This window comes from Aeromicrobium sp., assembly GCF_047606445.1.
Classification (GTDB): Bacteria; Actinomycetota; Actinomycetes; order Propionibacteriales; family Nocardioidaceae; genus Aeromicrobium.
The window spans coordinates 60,621-83,729 of the sequence record NZ_JASGEK010000013.1 but is presented as its reverse complement, the minus strand read 5'-3'; the positions used below and the strand labels follow the sequence as shown (position 1 = coordinate 83,729).

Annotated in this window: 19 protein-coding genes and 1 pseudogene; 11 read left to right on the top strand and 9 right to left on the bottom strand. The window is 69.3% G+C overall.

The window, feature by feature from the left end; all coding sequences use genetic code 11:
* The 4 genes from QM621_RS03735 to QM621_RS03720 are packed head-to-tail and all read left to right on the top strand — an operon-like array spanning window position 1 to window position 4,858.
* Entirely contained in the window at window positions 1-684 is a 684-nt protein-coding gene (locus tag QM621_RS03735; protein WP_414989011.1) for an LppX_LprAFG lipoprotein, read from the top strand.
* A 4-nt stretch (window positions 685-688) separates the two neighbouring features.
* Complete coding sequence (locus QM621_RS03730; protein WP_414989010.1) at window positions 689-2,401, top strand: MFS transporter; 1,713 nt, start codon at window positions 689-691, stop codon at window positions 2,399-2,401.
* Window positions 2,402-2,414: 13 nt separating this feature from the next.
* Entirely contained in the window at window positions 2,415-2,906 is a 492-nt protein-coding gene (locus tag QM621_RS03725) for a beta-class carbonic anhydrase (RefSeq protein WP_414989009.1), read from the top strand.
* Window positions 2,907-2,944: 38 nt separating this feature from the next.
* Window positions 2,945-4,858 (top strand): LTA synthase family protein, encoded by a 1,914-nt coding sequence (locus QM621_RS03720; protein WP_414989008.1) that lies wholly within the window; start codon window positions 2,945-2,947, stop codon window positions 4,856-4,858.
* 7 nt (window positions 4,859-4,865) lie between these two features.
* Here the strand turns inward: QM621_RS03720 and QM621_RS03715 are convergent, their stop codons facing one another.
* From QM621_RS03715 to QM621_RS03695, 5 genes are all read right to left on the bottom strand, one after another.
* Window positions 4,866-5,879 carry an S-layer homology domain-containing protein gene (locus QM621_RS03715; protein WP_414989007.1) on the bottom strand — a complete coding sequence of 338 codons (1,014 nt, stop codon included), beginning with the start codon at window positions 5,877-5,879 and terminating at the stop codon, window positions 4,866-4,868.
* A 109-nt stretch (window positions 5,880-5,988) separates the two neighbouring features.
* A complete protein-coding gene (locus QM621_RS03710; RefSeq protein WP_414989006.1) occupies window positions 5,989-8,088 on the bottom strand; it encodes an S-layer homology domain-containing protein in 2,100 nt (699 codons plus the stop codon).
* Between the two features lie 99 nt (window positions 8,089-8,187).
* Entirely contained in the window at window positions 8,188-9,324 is a 1,137-nt protein-coding gene (dusB, locus tag QM621_RS03705; protein ID WP_414989005.1) for a tRNA dihydrouridine synthase DusB, read from the bottom strand.
* Window positions 9,312-9,896 carry a hypothetical protein gene (locus QM621_RS03700; protein WP_414989004.1) on the bottom strand — a complete coding sequence of 195 codons (585 nt, stop codon included), beginning with the start codon at window positions 9,894-9,896 and terminating at the stop codon, window positions 9,312-9,314. The genes dusB and QM621_RS03700 overlap by 13 nt, the downstream gene beginning before the upstream one ends.
* Before the next feature lie 25 nt (window positions 9,897-9,921).
* The gene (locus QM621_RS03695) at window positions 9,922-11,328 is read right to left on the bottom strand and encodes a glycine--tRNA ligase (RefSeq protein WP_414989003.1); all 1,407 of its coding nucleotides are present in this window, start codon (window positions 11,326-11,328) and stop codon (window positions 9,922-9,924) included.
* Window positions 11,329-11,412: 84 nt separating this feature from the next.
* On the opposite strand from QM621_RS03695, the gene QM621_RS03690 reads away from it, so the two are divergent.
* Genes QM621_RS03690 through QM621_RS03670 form a run of 5 tightly spaced genes read left to right on the top strand, consistent with a single transcriptional unit; the run spans window position 11,413 to window position 15,268 of the window.
* Entirely contained in the window at window positions 11,413-12,369 is a 957-nt protein-coding gene (locus tag QM621_RS03690) for a metal ABC transporter substrate-binding protein (RefSeq protein ID WP_414989002.1), read from the top strand.
* A complete protein-coding gene (locus tag QM621_RS03685; protein WP_414989001.1) occupies window positions 12,366-13,148 on the top strand; it encodes a metal ABC transporter ATP-binding protein in 783 nt (260 codons plus the stop codon). Before QM621_RS03690 ends, QM621_RS03685 begins: the two co-directional genes overlap by 4 nt.
* Complete coding sequence (locus QM621_RS03680) at window positions 13,148-13,990, top strand: metal ABC transporter permease (RefSeq protein WP_414989000.1); 843 nt, start codon at window positions 13,148-13,150, stop codon at window positions 13,988-13,990. The genes QM621_RS03685 and QM621_RS03680 overlap by 1 nt, the downstream gene beginning before the upstream one ends.
* Before the next feature lie 14 nt (window positions 13,991-14,004).
* The gene (locus QM621_RS03675) at window positions 14,005-14,391 is read left to right on the top strand and encodes a Fur family transcriptional regulator (RefSeq protein ID WP_414988999.1); all 387 of its coding nucleotides are present in this window, start codon (window positions 14,005-14,007) and stop codon (window positions 14,389-14,391) included.
* Window positions 14,384-15,268 (top strand): 3-methyladenine DNA glycosylase, encoded by an 885-nt coding sequence (locus tag QM621_RS03670; RefSeq protein WP_414988998.1) that lies wholly within the window; start codon window positions 14,384-14,386, stop codon window positions 15,266-15,268. The genes QM621_RS03675 and QM621_RS03670 overlap by 8 nt, the downstream gene beginning before the upstream one ends.
* On the opposite strand, the gene QM621_RS03665 is transcribed toward QM621_RS03670, so the two are convergent.
* The gene (locus QM621_RS03665; protein ID WP_414988997.1) at window positions 15,247-17,940 is read right to left on the bottom strand and encodes a TIR domain-containing protein; all 2,694 of its coding nucleotides are present in this window, start codon (window positions 17,938-17,940) and stop codon (window positions 15,247-15,249) included. The two genes, QM621_RS03670 and QM621_RS03665, sit on opposite strands and share 22 nt — an antisense overlap.
* Entirely contained in the window at window positions 17,933-20,737 is a 2,805-nt protein-coding gene (locus tag QM621_RS03660; RefSeq protein ID WP_414988996.1) for a hypothetical protein, read from the bottom strand. The genes QM621_RS03665 and QM621_RS03660 overlap by 8 nt, the downstream gene beginning before the upstream one ends.
* A 79-nt stretch (window positions 20,738-20,816) precedes the next feature.
* On the opposite strand from QM621_RS03660, the gene QM621_RS03655 reads away from it, so the two are divergent.
* Together QM621_RS03655 and QM621_RS03650 are read left to right on the top strand one after the other, a co-directional pair.
* On the top strand, window positions 20,817-21,257 hold the full coding sequence (locus tag QM621_RS03655) for a GNAT family N-acetyltransferase (RefSeq protein WP_414988995.1): 441 nt from the start codon (window positions 20,817-20,819) through the stop codon (window positions 21,255-21,257).
* A gap of 54 nt (window positions 21,258-21,311) precedes the next feature.
* Window positions 21,312-21,592, top strand: a pseudogene (locus QM621_RS03650) (ISAzo13 family transposase); the annotation flags it as partial.
* Between the two features lie 317 nt (window positions 21,593-21,909).
* Here the strand turns inward: QM621_RS03650 and rpe are convergent.
* Window positions 21,910-22,572: a ribulose-phosphate 3-epimerase gene (gene rpe, locus QM621_RS03645; RefSeq protein WP_414988994.1), complete on the bottom strand. Its 663-nt coding sequence runs from the start codon at window positions 22,570-22,572 to the stop codon at window positions 21,910-21,912.
* Between the two features lie 19 nt (window positions 22,573-22,591).
* Window positions 22,592-23,107 carry a type II toxin-antitoxin system PemK/MazF family toxin gene (locus QM621_RS03640; RefSeq protein WP_414988993.1) on the bottom strand — a complete coding sequence of 172 codons (516 nt, stop codon included), beginning with the start codon at window positions 23,105-23,107 and terminating at the stop codon, window positions 22,592-22,594.
* Window positions 23,108-23,109: the final 2 nt, after the last annotated feature.

The window sequence follows — 23,109 nt, the reverse complement described above, 5'->3', positions numbered from 1 at the left end:
GTGAGCACTCGTCGCCTGCTGCCAGTCCTCCTGCTGTCCCTCCTCGCCCTCACCGCCTGCAGCGGCGAGGAGGTCGACCCCGAGGTCGCGGCGGACCGCTTGGAGAGCGCCGCCACGACGCTCGCGGAGGCCGAGCGCCTCGACTTCTCCCTGACCCTCGACGGCACGCTGCCGAGCGACGTCGACGGCCTCGTCTCAGCCGAGGGCTTCGGCAACCGCACCCCGGCCTTCGAGGGAACGGTGCGCGTGCAGTCCGGGGCGACGCTCTCGGCCGACGTGGTCGCCGTCGACGGCGAGGTCTGGGCGAAGCTGGGCGTGGTCCCGTGGACGACCATCGACCCCGACGACTTCGGCGCGCCCGACCCGGCCGCGCTGATCGGCGAGAACGGCGGCGGCCTCGTGGCGCTGCTGCCGGAGGTCGAGGTCGCCGAGACGAGCCAGGAGCGCGACGGCAAGACCGTGCTCACCGCGATCACCGGCACGGTCGCCGGCGACCTCGTCGCCGAGTTGATCCCGTCGGCGGACCCGGCGAGCGACTACGAGGTCACCGTCCGGCTCACCGACGACGACGCCGTCCACGACGTCACCCTGACCGGCTCGTTCTACCCCGGCGCCGACGAGGACACCACCTATGTGGCGACGGTGTCCGCGTCGGACGAATCCGCCGAGATCACCGCACCGTAGTCCGATGTCCTCGTCTCGGGCGCTGCTCGCGTTCGCCGCCGTCGCGATCGGTTTCGCGGCGGCCGACACCTATGTGGTGGTCCTGGCGCTGCCGGACATGATGGCCGCGGGCGGCCTCGACGTCGACGATCTGCAGCGCGCCGCGCCCATCGTCTCGGGCTTCCTCTTGGGCTATATCGCGATCCTGCCGCTGATCGGCCGGATCTCCGACGTCCGGGGACGCCTGCCGGTGCTGACCGGCTGCCTCGTGGTCTTTGCGATCGGCTCGGTGGTGACCGCCGCCGCCTACGACCTCGACTCGATGGTGGTCGGCCGGTTCGTCCAGGGGCTCGGCGGCGGCGGGCTGATCCCCCCGACGCTCGCCCTCGTGGCCGACGCCTGGCCGGCGGAGCGGCGCGGCCTGCCGCTCGGGCTGATCGGCGCGGTCCAGGAGCTGGGCTCCGTGCTCGGCCCGCTCTACGGCGCGATCGTGCTGGCCGTGGGCGACTGGCGCGACGTCTTCTGGCTCAACGCGGCCGTCGGCACGCTCATCGCCGCAGCCATCCTGCGGCTGCGGGAGCCTGAGCCAGACGGGTCGCCAGGCCGCTGGCGCCGACTCGACTGGATCGGACTGCTCCTCGCCCTGCTCGCGCTGACCGCGCTCGTGGTGGTCATGGCCGAGCCGGAGAGCCTGACCCGGGGGATCACCAGCGGCCTGGCGTTCATCCCGGTGGTCGGCGAGTCGCGCTGGCTGACCCCGCTGGCGCTGGCGCTCTACGCGCTCGTGGCGCTGTTCGTCGCCCGGCAGCTGACCGCCCGACGGCCGTTGGTGGCGCTGCGGCAATGGCCGGGACTGGCCGCTCGGATCGACCTCGTCGGAGCGGGCCTGCTGAGCGTCGCGCTGGGAGCGGTCATCGTCACCTTCGCCTCGGCCGACCCCGAGCGGCACGCCGTCTCCGCGAACGCGCCGCTGCTGCTCGGCGTCGCGGCTCTGGCGGTCGTCGGTTTCGCGCTACGTCAGCGTCTCGCCACGGACCCGCTGATCCCCCGCCAGACGCTCACCTCCCGGCCCGCCTGGGGCGCGGTGCTGGTGTCGTTCGTCGTCGGGGCCTCGCTGATCGCCGCGCTCGTCGACATCCCGCTGTTCGCCCGGCTGACGGTGTACCGCGACTCCCAGCTCGACGCGGCGCTCGTGCTCGTGCGCTTCCTCGTCGCCCTGCCGGTCGGCGCGGTGCTGGGCGGCTGGCTGCTGCGGCGCGTGCCCGCCGCGCCGCTGACCGCTGTCGCGATGCTGCTGAGCGCCGGGGCCTTCTGGCATATGACCACCTGGGGGCGCGAGTCGCTGAACTCGCCCGTCGAGACCGTCTCGCTGCTCGTCGGCGGCCTCGGCTTCGGCCTGGCCATCGCGCCGGTGAACGCGGCTCTCCTGGAGCACACCCGCGAGGCGGTCCACGGCGTCGCCAGCGCCCTGCTCGTGGTGGCGCGCATGGTGGGCATGCTGATCGGCGTCTCGGCGCTGACCGCCCTCGGCCTGCGCTCCTTCCACGCTGAGACCGCCGCCCTCGGCTCGCCCGCCGAGGTCTGCGACGGCGCGACGTCCTGCGCGACCTACACCGAGGCGCTGCTCGACGCCGGGATCGCCCAGCTGCACACGATCTTCGCCGCCGCCGCCGTGCTCGCGCTCGCCGCCGCCGTGCTCTCCCTGTGGGCGCTACGCCCCCAGGTCGTTAACAAGTGATAACTTTTCAGACATGTCCTTCGACGATCTCCTCGACGCCAACCGCTCCTATGCCGTCGACTTCGCCCACGGCGGATTCGACGGCATCGCCCGCTCCGGCGTGGCCATGGTCACCTGCATGGACTCGCGCATCGACCCGCTGGCGATGATCGGGCTGAGGCCCGGAGACGCGAAGATCCTGCGCAACCCGGGCGGCCGCGTCACCGACCAGGTGCTCGTCGCGGTCGTGCTCGGCGTGACGCTGCTGCAGGTCGAGCGGCTCATGGTCGTCCAGCACACCCGCTGCGCGATGGCCTCCTCGACCGAGAAGGAGATCCAGGCCCGCATCGCCGAGAAGACCGGCCAGGACGCGAGCTGGATGTCCCTCGGCGTCATCGACGACCAGGAGACCACGATCCGCGCCGACGTCCACAAGGCCCGCAGCCACCCGCTCGTGCCCGACTCGGTCGAGATCGGCGGCTTCCTCTACGACGTCGACACCGGCTTGCTCCACCAGCTCGCCTGACGCGCCCTCGCACAGGGAAGGCCACTACCATCACGCGGGTGAGATTTCCCCGAGTGTTCACCCAGGCGACTCGCGACGGCCGTGTCCGACGCCTGATCCTGTGGTTCCGCCGCAGCGTCCTGTTCGACCTGGGACTCTCCGCCGCGATCACCTACGTGTCGATCCGTCTGCTTCAGCAGTCGCTCTACTCAGCCGCCGCGCGCTTCCAGTACCCGCGACCGCGGGTGTCCGACGACCTACTCGGCCTCGCTCTCGTCTGGGGACTCGTCCTCGGCCTGCTCGTGGTCACCAGACAGCGCTGGCTGACCACGGCACTCGTCCTCGCCGTCGCCTTCGCCATGTCCGTGGCGCAGACCGAGAAGCTCGCGACCTTGCTCGAGCCGCTGTTGCCGTCGGATATGAACTTCCTCGGCAATCTGGACTTCTTCGTCTCCCAGACCGACCTCGCCACGGTCGCGATGCCGCTCGCAGGCGGAGCCCTCGCCGTCGTGCTCGCGCTCTACCTGGACCACCGGCGACGTGCGGCGCTCTCCTTCACTCCCGCGCAGGCACGTCGCCGACGACTGGTCAGCTTGGCGCTGACGCCGGTCCTCCTGCTGTCGATCGCGACGATCTACGATTTCAACCGGCCTGGAAATCCGTTGCACGCGCTCTACAAGAAATACAATCCCCAACTCGGATGCTGCCCGTGGGACATGACCCAGACCTATACGGCCGATGGTTTCGTGGGCGGATTCCTCAACGCGATTCCCACCACCTTGATGGCCCGTCCGGCGAACTACAGCAAAGAGACGATGCTCGAATTAGCAGATCGCTACACCGAGACGTCGAACGGCACCTCCGACCCGCACATCCGGCTCGAGGACATGAACATCGTCGTGATCTTGGCCGAGAGCCTGGCCGACCCCTCCGTGCTCGACGGAATCACCGTGGGCGCCGACGCCTTCGAACGCCTCCGGGCACGGGGAACCGAGGGATGGCACGGAAGCACCATCGCGAGTTTCTACGGCACAGGGACGTCCACGATGGAATACCAGGTGCTCACCGGCCAGAGCATGGGACTGGTCGAACCCGAGATCCTCTCCCCCTATCAGTCGACGATCGCCAGCATGGACTCCTTCCCGTCCGCCGCCAGCTGGCTGCGCCAGCACGATGTCGACACCGTGGCGATCCATCCGTATCGAGGTCGCATGTACAACCGTCGCGACGTCTACCCGGCGCTCGGCTTCCAGCGGTTCGTCGAGGACCAAGACATCGACTCCCCCATCCTGATCGAAAAGAATCCCCACTTCTCCGACGAGACCGCCTTCGACGAGACGCTGAAGGCGCTCGACTCCGAACGACCGACGCTCGTCAACGTGGTCACGATGCAGAACCACCTGCCGTTCAACAACTGGTACGAGGAGACCCCGGCCGTCGAAGGCTTGGTCGGCGACGACGGACAGCGGCAGAGCTTGTCGACCTGGATCGCCGGCATGGAGTTCACCGACCAGGCGTTCGACGACTTCCTCGACGAAATCGAGAAGATCGAGCGGCCGACCGTCGTGGTCTACTACGGCGACCATTTCCCACCGGTGCTGTCCCGGGAGCTGCTCGAGGCCAATACGGAGGCCGACGATCGCCGAACCCCTGTGCTGCTGTGGTCGAACACCGAGATCACCGATCCAGGCAAAGACCTCGGCGTCGTCGGCGCCAGCGACCTGCTTCCGTTGGCCGCCCAGATGGTCGGCGCGGAACTCCCTCCGTACTACCGGCTGCTCGATCGGGTGAACACCGAGATCGGCGCTATCAGCCGAGGTCTGATCGTGGCGCCCGACGGAACGGCGCTGTCAGAATCCGACCTGACCGAAGAGCAGCGGCAACTGCTCGACGACTACCGCCTCGTCCAATACGACTTCTCCATCGGCGAGGGATACGGCCTCGACGCGCTCTGGTACGACTGGACGCCGTGAGCCGACCTCAGTACTTCGCGAAGACCTGCGTGAAGTACCTGCCGTAGCAGTTCGAGCCCGAGTAGTAGCCGACGCCGAGATGGGTGAAGTCGCCCAGCAGGTTCGCCCGGTGGCCCGGCGAGTCGATCCACGCCTGCACGACGTCGGTGTACTGCTGACCTGCGGCGATGTTCTCTGCGGCTTTGGTCCAGCCGCTGGGGATCTGCGACGAGTAGTCCGGGTTGTGGTTGAACGTGCAGGTGTCGTGCATGTGCTTGGACCAGTCGGCGGCGACCGTATTCATGCTCGGGTGCAGGGTCAGCGTGCGAAGCCCGTTCTGCGCACGGTACAAGTTCGTGTCGGTGAGGATCCAGTTGACCGCGATGGTCGTCGCCGACGGCTTCGTCGGACGGCCCCGCCCCTGGTCGAAGCGGTACAGGAAAGCCGCCATCTGCTCGCGCAGCACCGGCTGGGAGCCTCGGAAGGAGGTCGTGCCGTCGGGGTTGTCGTAGCCGGTGGTGATGCCGGTCGACTTCAGCCAGCAGATCTCCCGGGCGAACGCGTGGCTGCTCGGGATGTCGTCGAAACCGCAGGTGAGGGCCGAGGCCGAGGGCGAGCCCGCCGCCCGGTAGAGGAAGGCGGCCATCTGCTCGCGCAACACCGGGGCGCCCGGACGGAACGTCCCGTCGGCGTAACCGGTGGCCCAGCCGGCCGAGGAGAGCCACCGGATGTGGTTCTTGAAGGTGTGGCCGAGGGCCACGTCGCGGAAACCGCTGGTCGTGTTCGCCGCAGGCGGATTGGAACCGCCGTAGGTGAAGCGGTAGAGGAAGGCGGCCATCTGCTCGCGCAGCACCGGGGCGCCCGGACGGAACGTCCCGTCGGCGTAACCGGTGGCGACCCCCTGGTCGCTCAGCCAGCCGATCTCCGTGGCGAAGGCGTGCCCCGCAGGCACGTCGCGGTAGGTGGCGGCGTCGGCCGCCGGGGCCGCCAAGACCAGCGGCACGACCAGTGAGAACAACGCGGCCCAACGACGACGGGACATGACGAACTCCCTCAACACGGCGCGACTTCGGTCACACCTCTCCTCGGGGGCAGGATAACAGCCGGTGGGGGCCACGTCGACACCTGTGGCTCACACCGGGCGCCGCCGGTCAGTACCGGGCGAACACCTGGGTGTAGTAGTTCTGATATCCGTTCGGGCCGGAGTAGTACCCGAGACCGATATGCGTGAAGTCACCGAGCATGTTGGCGCGGTGCCCCGGCGAGTTGATCCATCCCTCGACGACCTCGGCGTAGGCGTAACCCGCCGCGATGTTCTCCGCCGCGCCACTCCATCCAGCGGGGATCTGCGTGGAGTAATTCGGGTTGTGCTTGAAATCCCCTGTGTCGTGCATGGTCTTGGACCAGTTCTGAGCGACCGTGCTCATCTGCGGGTGGAGCGTCAGAGGCGGCAAGTTGTTCTCCGCGCGGAACTTGTTGGTGTCGTGCAGGATCTGCTGGATCGCCTGCGACGGCCCGTAGACCACCTCCGCGGTCTGCGCGCTCGTGCGCGAGGTGTCGTTGTAGCCCGCCTTCGTCGCGGTCACCCGCACCGACAGGAACGTGTCGACGTCCGCCGTGGTCACGACATACGTCGTGCCCGTGGCGCCGGAGATCGGTGTGCCGTCACGCAGCCACTGACGCGAGAGCGTGTCCGGTGACGGCGCCCACGACCCCGTGTTCGCGGTCAACGTCTGGCCGACGTGCGCGGTCCCGGAGATCGTCGGCGTCGGTGCCGTGGTGAAGTCGAGGATCGGGACGACCACCGGAGCGGTCGCGGCGCTCGTCCGCTGCTTGGTCACATAGCCGGCCTTCGTCGCGGTCACCTGCACCGAGAGCTGCGCAGCCGCGTCTGCGGCGACCGCCGTGTACGTCGCGGACGTGGCACCGGAGATCGGTGTGCCGTTGCGCCGCCACTGGTAGACGTAGACGTCCGGCGTCGGCGCCCACGCGCCGGGCTGCGCCGTCATCGTGGAGCCCACCGCAGCTGTGCCGCTGATGGTCGGCGTCGGGGTGGCGGTGAACTCGGCGAGGGCCACCTCGGCGGTCGTCGCGCTCGTGGTGCTGGTCGGCTCATAACCAGACTTCGTGGCCGTCACCCGCACCGACAGTTCGTGGCCGACGTCAGCGGCCACCGGACGATAGGCCGCGCTCGTCGCACCCACGATGACGTCGCTGTCGCGCAGCCATTGGTAGGCGAAGCCGTCCGGCGTCGGCGCCCACGCGCCGGGCTGCGCCGTCAACGTCTCACCGACCTTCGCCGTCCCCGAGACCGTCGGGGTCGGCGCGACCGTGAACTGCTTCCCGTTCACCGGACCGATCACGCCGCTGACTCGCTGCGTGGTCGTGTAGCCGTCGCGGGTTGCGGTGACACGCACCGAGAGCGTCGCGGAGAGATCCCCGGCCGGGATCTGGTACGTCGCCGAGGTCGCCCCCGCGATCACCGCCCCGTTCCGCAGCCACTGATAGGAGAGTTGGCTCGGCGCAGGCGTCCAGGCGCCCGACTGGGCGGTCAGCGTCTCACCGACCCGCGCGGCACCGGAAATCGTCGGGGTCGGGGCCGTGGCGAAGGACAGCGTCTTCGGGAACTGGGAGTCGTAGCGAAACAAGAAAGCCGCCATCTGCTCACGCAGCACCGGCTGGCCGGGACGGAAGCCCCCGTCCGGGTAACCGGTCGTGATGCCCGTGCTCGCCAGCCACTTGATCTGGCCGAGGAAGGCGTGCTGGTTGGACACGTCCGAGAACGGCGAGCCGCCGCCGGGGACCGCCGGGTTCGCGCCAGCCTGCATCGAGCGGAAGCGGTACAGGAAGGCGGCCATCTGCTCGCGCAGGACGGGCTGGCCGGGACGGAAGCCCCCGTCGGGATAACCCGTGGTGATGCCGTTGCTCGAGAGCCAGACGATCTCCTTGTAGAAGGCGTGGCCCGTCGAGACGTCGGCGAACGGACTGCTCGTCGGCAGGTTCGACACCGTCGGCTTGCCCGCCATGCGGTAGAGGAAGGCCGCCATCTGCTCACGCAGCACCGGCGCCTGCGGGCGGAAGGTGCCGTCCGGGTACCCCGTCGTCACACCGGAGTCGGTCAGCCAGGCGATCTCGTTCTTGAACACATGGCCCGACGAGACGTCACGGAACTGGGCGGCGTTCGCCGGGGAGGTCAGCAGCGCCGACATCACGGCGGCCACGAGCCCGGCGAGGAGCGATTGACGAAGCATGGCAACTCTCACAAAGGATCGATCAGGACAGGCCACCCCCCGTGACTCGCGCCCATCTAACCACCCGGCGTGAGGACCGTCACGGGTTAATCCACCCCTTCACCCGCCAGACGTCGCGTCCTCGGCGGCGGCGTCCAGGGCGCCGGCCATCTCCCGGGAGTCGAGCCAGCCCTCGGGCAGCGCCACCTTCTTCGGCGAGCCCTGACGTCCGCGCGGACGGCCCAGCTCGCTCGGCGGGAAGGGCTCGTCGGGGTCGAGGTCGGACAGCAGGGCGTCGAGCGAGGCCAGCGAGGAGACCTTGCCGAGCCGGTCGCGCAGCGTCGATCCGGCCCGGAATCCCTTGAGATACCAGGCGATGTGCTTGCGGAACTCGACACAGCCGCGCTCCTCGCCGGCCCATTCGGACAACAGTTCGGCGTGCCGCCGCATCACGGCGGCGACCTCGCCGAGTCGCGGCGCGGTCAGCACCTGCTCGCCGGCGAAGGCCGCCGCGAGGTCGCGGAAGAGCCAGGGGCGGCCGAGGCAGCCTCGGCCGACGACGACGCCGTCGCAGCCGGTCCGCTCGACCATCGCGAGCGCGTCGGAGGCCTCCCAGACGTCGCCGTTGCCGAGCACCGGGATGGTGGCGGCGGCTTTCAGCTCGGCGATGGCGTCCCAGTCCGCACGCCCCGAGTAGTGCTGGGCGGCGGTCCGCCCGTGCAGCGCGATGGCCGCGCACCCCGCGTCGGCGGCGATCCGCCCGGCGTCGAGGAAGGTCAGGTGGTCGTCGTCGATGCCCTTGCGGGTCTTCATCGTGACCGGCACGCCGAAGGGCTCGGCGGCGCGGACCGCCCGCTCGAGGATCTGTCCGAGCAAGGTCGCCTTCCACGGCAGCGCCGCGCCGCCGCCCTTGCGGGTCACCTTCGGCACCGGACAGCCGAAGTTGAGGTCGACGTGCCCCACCCCGTGGTCGGCGCACAGGATCGTCACCGCCCGGCCGATGACCTCCGGGTCGATGCCGTACAGCTGCACCGACCGCACGCTCTCGGCGCCGGAGAAGCTCAGCATCGACAGGCTGGTCGTGTCGCCCTCGACGATGCCGCGCGAGGTGATCATCTCGCAGACGTACAGACCCGCCCCCTGCTCGGCGCACAGTTGACGGAAGGCGACGTTGGTGACGCCCGCCATCGGCGCGAGGACGACCGGCGTCGCGACCTCGACCGCGCCCAGCCGCAGCGCGGGGGTCACGGCGTCCACGTGATCGTGGACTTCGGGCCGTCCGGCTCGACGTCGACCGAGACCAGCGCCCGCCCCTGCGGCACCAGGTAGACCAGGCACAGGCTCGCCTTCTCGTCGGGCAGGAAGCTCTCCGGGAGCTGCCCCTTCGGACAGGGCTCGAAGCCGCCGACGACCGGCGTCGGCGGCAGCAGCGTCTTCTTGTCGTCGCGCGCGAACACCGGCAGCGCCGCGCCGCCCATGCCCGCGGGCCCCTCGTTGACGACGGTCAGATCGACGTAGAACGGCGTCGACGCCGACTGCTCCGGGGTGAGCGAGAAGAACTGGAAGTCTTCGATCGGCCCCTTGCGCACGTCGTTGATCGTCACCGTGATCGCGGTCGTGGCCTTCTCGTCGATCTGGTAGACCACCGTCGCCGACTCCCCCGCCGTCAGCTTGGCGCCCGCCTTGGTGATCTCGACGCCCTCGGGCACATCGAATCCCGCCGGGACCGACGGGTGGGGCGTGGGCTCGCCGCCACCGCAGGCGGTGAGCAACACTCCGAGCGCGGCGATGACGACGAGCCTCGCCGCACGGCTTCGCGACCTGTTCACGGGGTGATTGTGCCGCGCGCGTGGCTCAGCAGCCCGGCAGGCGCGCCGCGAGCCAGTCGCGGACCTGCGAGAGCGCCACGCGCTCCTGGGTCATCGTGTCGCGGTCGCGGATGGTGACGGCCTGGTCGTCGAGGGTCTCGAAGTCGACCGTGACGCAGAACGGCGTGCCGATCTCGTCCTGGCGGCGGTAGCGCTTGCCGATGGCCTGGGTGTCGTCGAAGTCGACGTTCCAGAAGCCGCGAAGCTCGGCGGCGAGGTCGCGGGCGGTCGGCGACAGCGCCTCGCTGCGCGACAGCGGCAGCACGGCGGCCTTGACCGGGGCGAGACGGTGGTCGAGGCGCAGCACGGTGCGCTTGTCGACGCCGCCCTTGGTGTTGGGCGCCTCGTCCTCGGCGTAGGCGTCGACGAGGAAGGCCATCATCGACCGGTTGACGCCGGCCGCGGGCTCGATGACATACGGCGTCCAGCGCTCGCCGGTGGCCTGGTCGTGGAAGGACAGGTCCTTGCCGGAGGCCTTGCTGTGCGTCGACAGGTCGAAGTCGGTGCGGTTGGCGACGCCCTCCAGCTCGCCCCACTCCGAGCCGGTGAAGCCGAAGCGGTACTCGACGTCGACGGTGCGCTTGGAGTAGTGCGAGAGCTTCTCGGGGGCGTGCTCGTACAGACGCAGGTTCTCCGGGTCGACGCCGAGGTCGGTGTACCACTTCAGGCGGGTGTCGATCCAGTACTGGTGCCACTCCTCGTCCTCGCCGGGCTTGACGAAGAACTCCATCTCCATCTGCTCGAACTCGCGGGTGCGGAAGATGAAGTTGCCCGGCGTGATCTCGTTGCGGAAGCTCTTGCCGATCTGGCCGATGCCGAAGGGCGGCTTCTTGCGCGCCGAGCCCATCACCTGGGCGAAGTTGACGAAGATGCCCTGCGCGGTCTCGGGACGGAGGTAGTGCAGGCCCGCCTCGTCGTCGACCGGGCCGAGGTAGGTCTTCATGAGGCCGGAGAAGGCCTTGGGCTCGGTCCACTCGCCCCGCGCGCCGCAGTCGGGGCAGACGAGGTCGGACACGGCGACGTCGTCGGGGTGGACCGCGTCGGCGCCCTTCTTGGCCTTCGTCTTCTCGGCGAACCACTCTTGCAGGTGGTCGAGGCGGTGCCGCTTGTGGCAGGTGAGGCACTCGATCAGGGGGTCGGTGAACACCTCGACGTGTCCGGAGGCCTCCCACACCTGGCGCGGCAGGACGACCGAGGAGTCGAGGCCGACGACGTCGTCGCGGCCCTGCACCATCGAGCGCCACCACTGACGCTTGACGTTCTCCTTGAGCTCCACGCCGAGCGGGCCGTAGTCCCACGCCGACCGGGTGCCGCCATAGATCTCGCCGCACTGGAAGACGAATCCCCGGCGCTTGCAGAGGCTGATGACGGTGTCGATGGTCGAGACAGGCATGGGGGTCAGCCTAACGAGCGCGGCCCCGGGTCGCGCGCCCACCTCGATTTGACAATGGTTGTCATGCACGACAACGATGGCCCCATGCGTCGACACACCCTCATGATCCCGGCCGCGCTGCTGGCCGCCCCCCTGCTGACCGCCTGCGGCGGGAGCGACGACGGCCCCGAGGTCGTCGCCTCCGCCTACCCCTTCGCCTTCGTCGCCGAACGCGTCGCGGGCGACCGCTACACCGTCGAGAACCTCACCCAGCCCGGCGGCGAGCCGCACGACCTGGAGCTGACCCCCCGCCAGGTGGGCGACGTCCAGGACGCGACGCTCGTGGTCTACACCGAGCACTTCCAGACCGCGGTCGACGAGGCCGTGGAGCAGGCCGACCGCGCCGAGGACGCCACGGTCGAGCTCGGCGGCGTCGTCGGCCTGCTGGAGGCGTCCGAGGACGAGGAGGAGCACGACCACGCCGAGGAAGAAGACCACGAGGGCGAGGAGCACTCCGAGGAGGAAGGCCACGACCACGGCGGCGTCGACCCGCACTTCTGGCTCGACCCGCAGCGCATGATCCTGGCCGCCGACGCCGTCGCCGAGGCGCTCAGCGAGATCGACCCCGACCACGCCGCCGACTACGAGGCCAACGCCGCCGAGCTCACCGAGGAGCTGCAGGCCCTGCACGAGGAGTACGTGACGGGCCTGGAGACCTGCGAGCGTCGCTCGATCGTCACCTCGCACGCCGCCTTCGCCTACCTGGCCGACGCCTACGACCTGACGCAGATCCCGATCGCCGGCCTCGACCCGAGCGCCGAGCCCACCTCGGAGCAGCTCGCCGAGATCACCGACCTCGTCACCTCCCAGGGCATCACGACCGTCTTCACCGAGGAGCTGGTCGCCCCGGACAAGGCCGAGCAGGTCGCCCACGAGACCGGCGCGACGGTCGCCACGCTCGACCCGATCGAGGGTCTCAGCGACGAGACCTCCGACGAGGACTACCTTTCCCTCATGCGCGCGAACCTCGAGGCGATCCGCCAGGCCGACGGGTGTCAGTGACCCCGTCCGCAACCTCGACCGCGACCCCCGTCCTTCGAGCGACGGGGGTCGCGGTCGACCTCGGCGGCCATCTCGTGCTCGACGGCGTCGACCTGACCCTCGCCCCCGGGGAGGCGGTGGCGGTGCTGGGCGCGAACGGCTCGGGCAAGTCGACGCTCGTGCGCGCGATCGTCGGCCTCGTGCCGTCCCGCGCGGGACGGATCGAGCTGTTCGGGCAGCCGCTGTCGGCCTTCCGCGACCGTTGGCGGCTCGGCTATGTGCCGCAACGGGCCGCCACCACGCCGGGCGTCCCGGCCACCGTGCGCGAGGTGGTGCTCAGCGGACGGCTGTCCCGGCGGCGCCTCGTCGGACCGGCGACCCGCGCCGACCGCGACGCCGCCGACCGCGCCGTCGAGCTGATGGGGCTGACTGACCTCCGCCGCCGTCCGGTCGCCGAGCTGTCCGGCGGCCAGCACCAGCGCGTGCTCATCGCCCGCGCGCTGTCGTGCGACCCCGACCTGCTGGTGATGGACGAGCCGCTGGCCGGGGTCGACGCGGCCAGCGCCCGGGTGCTCGCCGACGCCACGGCGGCGTTGGTCGAGGGCGGCGCGAGCCTGTTGGTGGTCGAACACGACCTCGGCCCGCTGGAGCCGGTCGTCGACCGCGCCGTCATCGTCGACCGCGGGCGCGTCGCCTTCGACGGCCCCGCCTCGTCGGCTCCGGCCGAGCACATGCACCACCATCCGCACACCGGCGAGCCGACCCGTGTCGAGCCGGTGTCGCCGGAGGGGGTGCTCTGATGCTCGACCTCCTCGACTACGAGTTCATGCGGCTGGCGCTCGCCGCCGCCGTCATCACGGGCCTCACCGCCCCGGCCATCGGCGTCTTCCTCGTGCAGCGCCGCCTGGCCCTGCTCGGCGACGGCATCGGCCACGTCGCGCTGACCGGCGTGGCGGTCGGCCTGCTCACCGGCACGGCCCCGATCCTCACCGCGGTCGTCGCGGCCGTCGCGGGCGCGGTCGTCATCGAGGTGATGCGCGCCTACGCCCGCACCTCCGGCGACGTGGCGCTCGCGATGCTCTTCTACGGCGGCATCGCCGGCGGCGTCATGATCGTCAACCTGGCCGGGGAGAGCGCGGCGAAGCTCAACAGCTACCTGTTCGGCTCGATCGTCACCGTCACCCCCGCCGACCTTCGGATCATCGCGCTCCTGGGCGGCGTCGTCCTGCTGCTGACGCTCACCGCAGCACCTCAACTGTTCGCGGTCTGCCAGGACCCCGACCACGCGCAGGTCAGCGGCGTGCCGGTCCGGCTCTACAGCCTGCTCGTCGCAGTGCTCGCCGCCGTGACGATCACCGTGGCGATGCGCACCGTCGGGCTGCTGCTCGTGTCGGCGCTGATGATCGTGCCGGTGGCCGCCGCGCAGCAGCTGACCCGCAGTTTCCGGGGCACCCATCTGGCCGCGATGGCGATCGGCCTGTTCGCAGCCGTCGGGGGCGTCGGGCTGAGCTTCGAGGTCGACACCCAGCCGGGGCCGACCATCGTCATGACGGCGCTGGCCTGCTTCGTGGTCCTGGCGCTCGCCCGCGGCGTCGTGGCGCTGACGGCCCGGGGGAAGACGCGTCGTCTAGAGTCGGCCTGAGGAGGAATCCCCCCATGGTCGCCACCCCCCGCAACACCCGACAGCGTCGCGCCGTCGCCGCCATCTTGGAAGACCTCGACGGGTTCGCGAGCGCCCAGGAGATCCACGACCTGCTGCGCCACCGCGGCGAGTCGGTCGGCCTGTCGACGGTCTACCGCAATCTCCAGGCGCTCGCCGACGCCGCCGAGGTCGACGCCCTGCGCAACGACGACGGCGAGGTCCTGTACCGCCAGTGCAGCACCGGCCACCACCATCACTTGGTCTGCCGCGCCTGCGGCCGCACGGTGGAGGTGGCCGGCCCGACGGTCGAGAAGTGGGCCGACATGATCGCCGCCGAGAACGGCTTCAGCGACGTCGCGCACACCCTGGAGATCTTCGGCACCTGTCGCGACTGTGCCTGAGGTCGTCCTCGACCGGGCGGTCTGGCGCGCCCGCGCCGAGGCCCACCGCGAGCGCGCCGAGGCCTGGACTCGCCCCCATCTGGCCCGCCGTGAGGCCCGTGAGAAGCACCCTGTCGAGGACTTCCTGTTCGTGTACTACAACTACTCCCCCGGCGCGCTCGCCCGCTGGCATCCAGGCCTCGGCGTCGGCCTGGCCGACGCGCCCGAGTACGAGCGGCTCGGGGCCTACACGACCTCCGGCGGGGTGTCCTTCGTCGACCCGACACGGTTGGAGCGGCGGCTGCCCGGCCTGCGCTGGACCCGTCGACTGTTGGAGAACACCGCCGAGCGCGAGCCCCGCTGGAACTGCTTCGGCCTGCACGAGTGGGCGATGGTCTACGAGGGCGCGCGGGACCGCCGCCACGAGGATCTGCCGCTGCGGCTCGGCGCCGACGGCACCGACGAGGTGGTGCGCGCCCATCCGCTGCGCTGCACGCACGTCGACGCCTTCCGCTTCTTCACCCCCGCCGCCGCGCCGCGCAACGCCGCCACGCTGACACGGGAGGACCAACTGGCCTTCGAGCAGCCCGGCTGCGTGCACGTGACGATGGACCTGTACCGGATCGCCTTCCGGCTGCAACCGTTCGTCGAGGCGACCGTCGTGCTCGACGCCTTCGAACTGGCCCTGGAGGCCCGACGCGTCGACATGCGCGCCTCCCCCTACGACGTGACCAGCCTCGGGCTCGCCCCCATCACCGTCGAGACAGCCGACGGCAAAGCGCTCTACGTCAGCGAGCAACGACGCCTCTCGGCGCTCGCCGCGCCCCTGCGCGAGCGGCTTCTCCTCGAGGTCAAGAATCTCCTCTCGCCCATGCCTCAGAACGACACGACGCGATAAATCGTGTCGAGTTCACCGGGGGTCGACGTCAAACGCGGCTCGACCCCCACCAACATCGGCCGGTCGGGAGCCACCAGATAGGTCCGAGCGTCCACTGAGTCGTCGACGAGCACGTCGACGCGAGCCATGCTCTCGCGATCGACCAGCTCCACCGCTCCGCTGTTGTATCCGACGACCAACCGATCCTGGTACTCCTGCAGCCTGCTCGGTCCCGAAGGCAACAACGCCTCACGAAGCAGTTCTAGGTCCTCGTCAAGCACCCGCACATGCCCGTCCGGGGCGGCCACCACCAGGTCGCCGTCGGACGTGACCAGCATCGAGGCGGCCAAACCGCCCGTCAATAGTTCGTCGAACGTGGCGACGATCTCGCCGTCCTCGTCGTATCTGCGCAACTCACCCAGATGCGTCAGGAGATAGGCCCCTCCATCCGATGACGGTTGAATAGCGACAACGCCCTCGAGTTTCGGGTCGAAGTCGGCGAGCTCGATGGCGGTCGTCGAACCCTCGGCGCTGATCCGATAGATCGCGGCCGCGTCATGCGGCCGGACGAGCAACGACCCGTCCGCCGCCGTGGCCGACACGCCACCGGACGACACGGTGTCCACCAAGACCACCCCGTCCTGGTCGGCCAGATACACCCGTCCGTCGCTGAGCGTCAACCACATGGAACCGTCAGGCCCCGCGGTGGCGAACAGGCCCGTCTCGAAGGCGACGAATCCGTCAAGCGTCCCAATCGGTGTGCGCGCTTCGGTCTCATAATCGATCAGACTCACCTGGCCGACGCTGTCGATGTCGAGAACTCCGCCCTCCACCGGAAATCCTTGATACCCGCCGGGCGCCTCGATCTCCTGCACCAGCAGGTCCCGCTCAACCACCTCGAGTCGCCCATCGCGCCTCACATGAGCCAGACGCTCCTGGTCCGACGTGACCGCCAACGGCGCCGTCTCACGCTCTGGAACCCAGCCGTTGAGATCCGGCTCGACGGTCGAGTCGAGAATCGTCGAGACCGATCCCAGTGCTCGCGAGCGCGTGATCGCTCCGTCGTCCCAACAATGAATCCGCGTCGTGCCGTGCCGCAGATTGAGCTGCGCCAGACTCGTCATCGGCTCACTGCCATCGAGGGGAGCGACAAACCTCGTGGTGGACTCCTCCGCATGACGTAGCGCACCGTACGCGACGCCACCACACACCGTCAGCGACGAGCGATGATAGACCGTCTCCGAGAAAGACTCGTGGAGCGGGACACGCCCCAGCACCGTCGCGGTCCGTGGAGCTCTCTTTCCTGTCTCCATCGCCGAGACCGTGCCACCGGCTGTCACCGCCGCCAGCGACTCTCCATCTTCCGAGGCCGCCAAACTCAACACCGACGCCCCCTCAGGCTCCCCCGTCTCGCCCGGCACCGTAGCCCAGTCGGTGAGCTCCAGGCCCTTCTCGTCGGACTGCCACGGGTCCTCTCCCCGCTGCACTCGTCCATCGGGTCGACCGACCCATAGACGCCCGTCATGCACCGTCATCGCCGTGACCTCCACAGGATTTCCCTCCTCGTCCTCGACCGGCTCCACGCTCTCCTCTCCTCGGTCGATCACGACCAGACGCCGGTCTTGACGCACCGCTAGGGCGCGCCCACCATCCGGCGAGACCACCAGCGTGGCGAAACGCAACGGCTCCGACGAACGCGCCACTCTGCCCACCGTTCCGCTCTCGACCTCGGCGCGATACACCTCGTCATCGGTGGTGAACCACAACGCGGTGTCGTCCTCAGCCCACACCAGATCCTCGTAGACCTGGTTGCCCGACAGCTGAGGCACGTCGAGCACTCGGTGTCGCCGCTCCTCGGCCTCCGCCAACCGCAACGCCTCCTCACTGAACGGATTGCGATCCAAGGCCACCGCCTGGCGTGCGTCAGAGACCGCCTCGGGGGTGTGGTCGGCGTTCGTCGAGCGCTCGGCGAGACCCAACGACTCCATGAAGTCACGGAAGGCGAGCGCCCTCCGTTCCTGCCATTGCGCGACGACGAAACCAACGACCGACAACACCGCCAAGACGACTAACCCAGAGGTCGCGGCGATCACCTTGCGCCGGAGGCGGCCTCGCGCCGCCTCTCGCTCATCGCTGAAACGCTGGACGAAATCAGCTAGTTCGCCGTCCAACCGCACTGGCGCGTCCTCAGCCAGCACCGTCTCAACATCGGCCGCCACCGACCGGCTCGCGACATACTCACGGACCGACATCCGCGTCGGCGCCTCTGTCATACGCTCGAGCAGTCGCACGTGAGCCTCGAGCACCGGCTCGTGCTCGACGCGCTCGGCACAGAACTCAGCCACAGAGTCGACGCTCCGAGTCAGCGGGATATCGGCGAATCTCTCGTCCGAGGCGAGAATCACGACCCACTTCCCCCGGTCGAGGGCGTACGCGAGCTCACGCTGGCAGTAGGCAGACCTCCGCCAGCCCGGACCGTCGACGACGACCATGGACTCGGCGGCGTCGATCGCCGAACGAATCGTCTCCCAATGTTCCCGCCCCACAGGGATGCCGACCGTCTCCGCCGCGGAGGCCTCGTCGTCGCGCGCGTCGTCGATCCACACGCTCACACCTGACGCCCGCAACTCGGCGAGCACCTGTGTCGCCCGGTCTCGCTCCACCGAGGCGTAGGACAACATCACGTCAGTCATGGTCGGCTCCTCCCTCCAGCGCGTACTGCTCTCGTTCGAGTTCCGTGGCGGACCGGGGCGCGAAGGATCGGGAGCCCTCGATGAAAGCTTCCGCGTCCTGCAACGCGCGCCTGCTGAGCGTGCCGTCGGTGTGAGCCACGACAGCCACCTGTGATCCCCCGAACACAGCCACCGAGGAGGCGTCCGGCTGTTGGACCACCAAGGTCTCCTGTCCTGTCGTGGGATCGAGGACGCTCATCCATCCGTCCCGGAGACGCGCCGTCTGAGACCCATGGCAGTCGATCCACTCACGGTCGGCCTCCACCAGACCGCTGTCGGTGAACATCTCCTCAGCCAACTCCGTCATCGCGCGTTCATCGGCAGATCGGACATCCGCGGGACGAGGATCGGAGGACTCCCTCTCAACCGTGAGCTGCGACCCGTCGACCACGAGCTCCCGCCCCTCACGTGTCATCGCGCATCCACGATCCTCACCGGTCATCGTCACCTGCTCGACCGGATCGTCCTCAAGACCGTCGATCGAACTCCATTGCTCACGGGTGATCTCCGTCGGCTCCTCCCAGGAGGAGGACCACAGGCCGTCAGCGGTGAGCATCCGCACCCGCCCGTCGGTGACCGTCAGCCCCAGAGGATCGCCGGGCGTCTGATCAGTCCATGACCCGACCTCCTCCCACCCGTCGACCTCACGGACGACCACCCCCATCTCGTCGTCGGCCATCGCGAGATAACGTCCGTCATCGGACAACGCCCACATCGCCCCCTGCGTCCGACGGTTCATCCAGTCCGGCGGCGACAGCTCGGTGGTCGTCACCCCGTCGCAGTCGAGTTCGAGCGCCGCGGCCACTCCGTCTCCGGCGATCACCAGCCCCTGTGATCCGTCCGGCGACAACACCACTTGGCGATACCATGACTGTTCCGGGTCAGGGTCGAGATAAACCTCGCCGACCGCGTCCAGCGAGACCCCGTCGACGACCGCCACCCCACGAGTCGAGATATACGACATCCGGTCGTCCCCCTCGCACGGCATCGGGCGCAGGCGCGTCGAGTTCCGCAGCGTCGCCTCGATCATCTCGTCATAAACCTGAGGGCCCCGCTCCGGCGCTCCGAGGTCCGGCGCGTGCCGCGCGGTGTAGTCCCACGCCCGGAGGCGGCGATCCAGTCCGGCTGTCACAACCCGGCCGCCGCCCAACTCGTCACTGTGCATCTGATCCGAGCTATGCGCCGATGTGGCGTTCTGTGGCGTCGCCCATCCGCTCGCGATCATTCCGAGGCGGCCCGTGTTCTCCCGTACGAAGCCAGAGCCAGGGTGACGCTGGAAGTCCTCCATCGCGGTCGTGGCGATAGATATCTCGGCGTCCGCCCATCCTGTGAAGGAGCGTGTGGCCAGATAAGTGACGCCCCTGCGCTGCGACGCCGCCAGCAAGGCGCCGTTCGTCTCGTCCAACACCACACGGACGACCTCAGGAATCAGCGCCTCTCCCACCTTCTCTCCTGTCTCGCCTTCGAACAACTGAACTGTCTCAGGACCGGCGACGACCACCGTCTGACGCGTCGGCTCGAAGTCGACCGCGCCCACCGAGGCGAGGTCGATTCCAAGGTCGGCGACCACCGTCTCGGCCTGTTCGTCGTCCACGTCGTAGCGGACCACCGAGCGACCGACGACCATCATCAGCGATCGGTCGTCCCACCAATCGATCAGCTTGGCGTCACCGAGATCCTCCGGCCAGCCAACGGACTCGCCGTCGACGAACAGCTCACGATTCTCGTCGGTGACCACCGCCAACGACTCTCCGTCGGGGGCGAGGAACAGCGAGGGACGACGCTGCCCGAACGAGCCCTGCCAGGTCGTCGTCTTTCCAGAATCGACATCGACCAGGTCGATCTTCTCGCCCTCGAGGTAAGCCACGGCCACGATCCCCTCGTCACGAGCGCCGCCGACAGCCAATGGAGCGTTGGGAAGCTCGTAGGTCACATGCGGTGTCGTACGAGCGACCGTCTGACGAGCCGCCAAAACGACAGCGTCGCTCGGGTCGGCTTCCACCGCATGCTCGACGAGGATCAACGGGAGATCCGGGTCGTTCGGCAACAACTGGGTCGCTTGACGGGTCAGACGCGAGGCCAGCGACTCCTGGCCGGTCTGCTCCGCCTCACGCCAACTCACGACCGCGCCGACGGTCGCGACGATGGCGCCCACGGCGATCAACGCCGCCACCGTCGCGATGGCGACCACTCGCTGCGACCAACGGCGCCGTTGTCGTCGCGACGCGCTCTGACTCTCGGTCACGAACCTCCGCACCACACTGGTCGCCTCTGCGTCCTCCTCCGCGATGGGCTGCGACAAGAGCAGCGACACAGCCTGCGTCTCCGAGGCGTCCAAAAGGAGCTCAGGCGCCTCTCGCACCGACCACTCGCGAGCCTGAAGCACGACGCGGCCCCACGCGGTCAGCGCCGCACCGGAGACCCGTGCCACCAGCGCCACGCGACGCGCCACCTCCGGCACACCCAACTCCGCCACGAACAGCTGAGAGAGGTCGTCGAGAAAGCCGCGCGGATCGTCCGTGTAACACACAGGGATGATCTGCGCGGCATGTTCACGTAGCCGGCGTTCGACATCGTCGAGGTCAGGACGATCGAACAACGCGTCCGTCAACAGCACCAGCACGGTGCTGTCGTCGGGCAGGTCGTCACCGTCCCACGGCGAGACGGCGACACCATGCGCCTCGATCAGTCCAAGGAGCTCGCCATAGCGCTCCGCGTCCACACTTTCGGACAGCAAACGCACCGATGTGTTGTTCATGCCTCGCCACCTCAGACAACGACGAGTCAGTCCACCCGCCTTGAGGCGGCTAGCCTACAAAGTCCGTATGCTGAACCGTGTGGAGCAGCCTCGTGTCGTCACCGGAGACCAGTTGACCGCGGCCGACGTCTACGCGATCTGGCAGATCCGCGACCTCGTGTTCGCCGTCGAGCAGCGGTGCGACGAGCCCGACGTCGACGGGGTCGACCTGCTGCCGACGACCACGCACCTGTGGTTCGCCGACGACGACGGCCCCACCAGCTACCTGCGCTGCTACGTCGGCGCCGACCGGACGCGGCGAGTCGGCCGGGTCTGCACGCGCGCCGACGCCCGCGGCCAGGGCCTGTCCTCACGCCTCATGGACGTCGTGCTCGACCGCTGGGGCGACGAGCGGATCGATCTCGGGGCGCAGGCCTATCTGCACGACTGGTACGCCGGGTTCGGTTTCGCCCGCTCCGGCGAGGACTACCGCGAGGCCGGAATCGACCACATCCCGATGTCGCGGCCCGCCACGCGTTAAGGGCACGTGAGTAAACTGGTGGGTCATGTGATGGGCTGGGTGGGACCTCGGTGTATGGCGGTCCCGGCGGAGACGATCACGGTGTTGCGAACGAAGTTCGACGCCCTGTTGCCGCACTTGGACGAGCGTTCGCAACGGTTGACGTTGGCAGCGGAGGCTCGTTCGCTGGGTCGCTCTGGCCTCGGGCCTCGGGTCCGGCGCGGTCGCGGCTGCGGCGTGGTGTGGCTGAGTCGGAGGCGGGCGAGGAGCCCGGCGGGCGGGTGCGTAGGCCTGATGCGGGGCGCAAGCCCGTCACCGAGACCGACCCGGGAGTCGGCGGGGCGTTGCTGTCGCTGAAGCACCTTGAGGTTCCCCGCTCAGACCTGGCAGGGTGGGCCGACACTGGTGCTGCGCCTCCTGCTCCCGGAGCTTCCGGGGGCTCAGACTGCACCTGATCGCCGCCAGCCGCGGACTCCCCATCGGATGGACCTTGTCCGGCGCGAAAGCCGACGAACGCGGGGTGTTCGAGGACATGACCGGCCTGCTCCCGCCCCGCCTCGCAGCCCATGTCGCCACCGACGGGCAGACGGTCATGGGCGACAAGAACTGCTTCGGCCGCCAGTTCGAGCAACGAAGAAGCACGCCCACCGGCGTCGTCACCCGCATCGATCGTCTAATGACGACAGGCGGAGGCTGCGTCGCGGAGGGCGGTGACCATGGACTCGGGGTCGTCGGCGCCGAAGACGGCCGAGCCGGCCACGAAGACGTCGGCGCCGGCCTCGGCGCAGCGCTCGATGGTCTGCAGCGAGACGCCGCCGTCGACCTGCAGCCACAGGTCGGCGCCGCTGGCGTCGATCAGTTGGCGGGCGCGGCGGATCTTCGGCAGGCAGAGATCGAGGAACTTCTGGCCGCCGAAGCCCGGCTCGACCGTCATCACCAGCACCATGTCGAGTTCGGGCAGCAGGTCGGCGTACGGCTCGACGGGGGTGGCGGGCTTGAGCGCCATGCTCGCCCGAGCCCCCTGGGCGCGGATCTCGCGGGCGAGGCGCACCGGCGCGGCGGCGGCCTCGACATGGAAGGTGATGCTGCCCGCGCCGGCCTCGGCGTAGGCGGGAGCCCAACGGTCGGGGTCGGCGATCATCAGGTGCGCGTCGATCGGCTGCGGCGCGGCTTTGCTCAACGCCTCGATGACGGGCATGCCGAGCGTGAGGTTCGGGACGAAGTGGTTGTCCATCACGTCCATGTGCAGCCAGTCGGCGTTCGGGATGCGCGCGGCCTCGTCGGCCAGATGCGCGAAGTCGGCGTTCAAGAGGCTCGGAGTGATCTGCATGCCCATGGCGCACGAGCCTAGCGAGTCACCAGTGCTTCCGGCCCAACGCCATGACCCGGTCGTAGGTGGCCCGGTCGACGGCGGCGCCCTCGCGGCGCACCTCGTCGAGCACGAGCAGTCGGTCGATCCGCACCTCGCTGCGCCGCCCCTGACGGTCCCAGCCACCGGATCCGATGTCGAGCCAGATGTTGCCGTAACGATCCTCGCGGACCTCGCCGTCGTCGGCCCGGTCCTTGCTGGTCAGCGGCACCGCCAAGAACGCGTTCCCCCGTCGGCCGACGATGAGGACGGGACGGTCCTTGCCCTGGCTCGCGTCCTCCTCGAACGGCACCCACGCCCAGCACACCTCGCCGGCGTCCGGGTCGCCGTCCGACTGCGGGGCGTACTCGAAGCGGTCGGTCCCGGAACGGTCGGTCGTGGGACGGGCGGTCCCGGACTTCCGCTCGACCTGCGGCGCCCGTCCGCCGTCGACCGGCTTGTTCTCCTGCGACCGCAGATAGGCGATCAACCACTCGAGCAACTGCTTGATGATCTGTCTCACCC

What these genes read in the sequence shown, in the direction of transcription:
- QM621_RS03730 (WP_414989010.1), top strand. Translation starts at nt 689, where the DNA reads ATGTCCTCGTCTCGGGCGCTGCTCGCGTTCGCCGCCGTCGCGATCGGT.
- QM621_RS03725 (WP_414989009.1), top strand. Translation starts at nt 2,415, where the DNA reads ATGTCCTTCGACGATCTCCTCGACGCCAACCGCTCCTATGCCGTCGAC.
- QM621_RS03715 (WP_414989007.1), bottom strand. Translation starts at nt 5,879, where the DNA reads ATGTCCCGTCGTCGTTGGGCCGCGTTGTTCTCACTGGTCGTGCCGCTG.
- QM621_RS03710 (WP_414989006.1), bottom strand. Translation starts at nt 8,088, where the DNA reads ATGCTTCGTCAATCGCTCCTCGCCGGGCTCGTGGCCGCCGTGATGTCG.
- QM621_RS03695 (WP_414989003.1), bottom strand. Translation starts at nt 11,328, where the DNA reads ATGCCTGTCTCGACCATCGACACCGTCATCAGCCTCTGCAAGCGCCGG.
- QM621_RS03690 (WP_414989002.1), top strand. Translation starts at nt 11,413, where the DNA reads ATGCGTCGACACACCCTCATGATCCCGGCCGCGCTGCTGGCCGCCCCC.
- QM621_RS03680 (WP_414989000.1), top strand. Translation starts at nt 13,148, where the DNA reads ATGCTCGACCTCCTCGACTACGAGTTCATGCGGCTGGCGCTCGCCGCC.
- QM621_RS03675 (WP_414988999.1), top strand. Translation starts at nt 14,005, where the DNA reads ATGGTCGCCACCCCCCGCAACACCCGACAGCGTCGCGCCGTCGCCGCC.
- QM621_RS03665 (WP_414988997.1), bottom strand. Translation starts at nt 17,940, where the DNA reads ATGACTGACGTGATGTTGTCCTACGCCTCGGTGGAGCGAGACCGGGCG.
- QM621_RS03660 (WP_414988996.1), bottom strand. Translation starts at nt 20,737, where the DNA reads ATGAACAACACATCGGTGCGTTTGCTGTCCGAAAGTGTGGACGCGGAG.
- rpe (WP_414988994.1), bottom strand. Translation starts at nt 22,572, where the DNA reads ATGGGCATGCAGATCACTCCGAGCCTCTTGAACGCCGACTTCGCGCAT.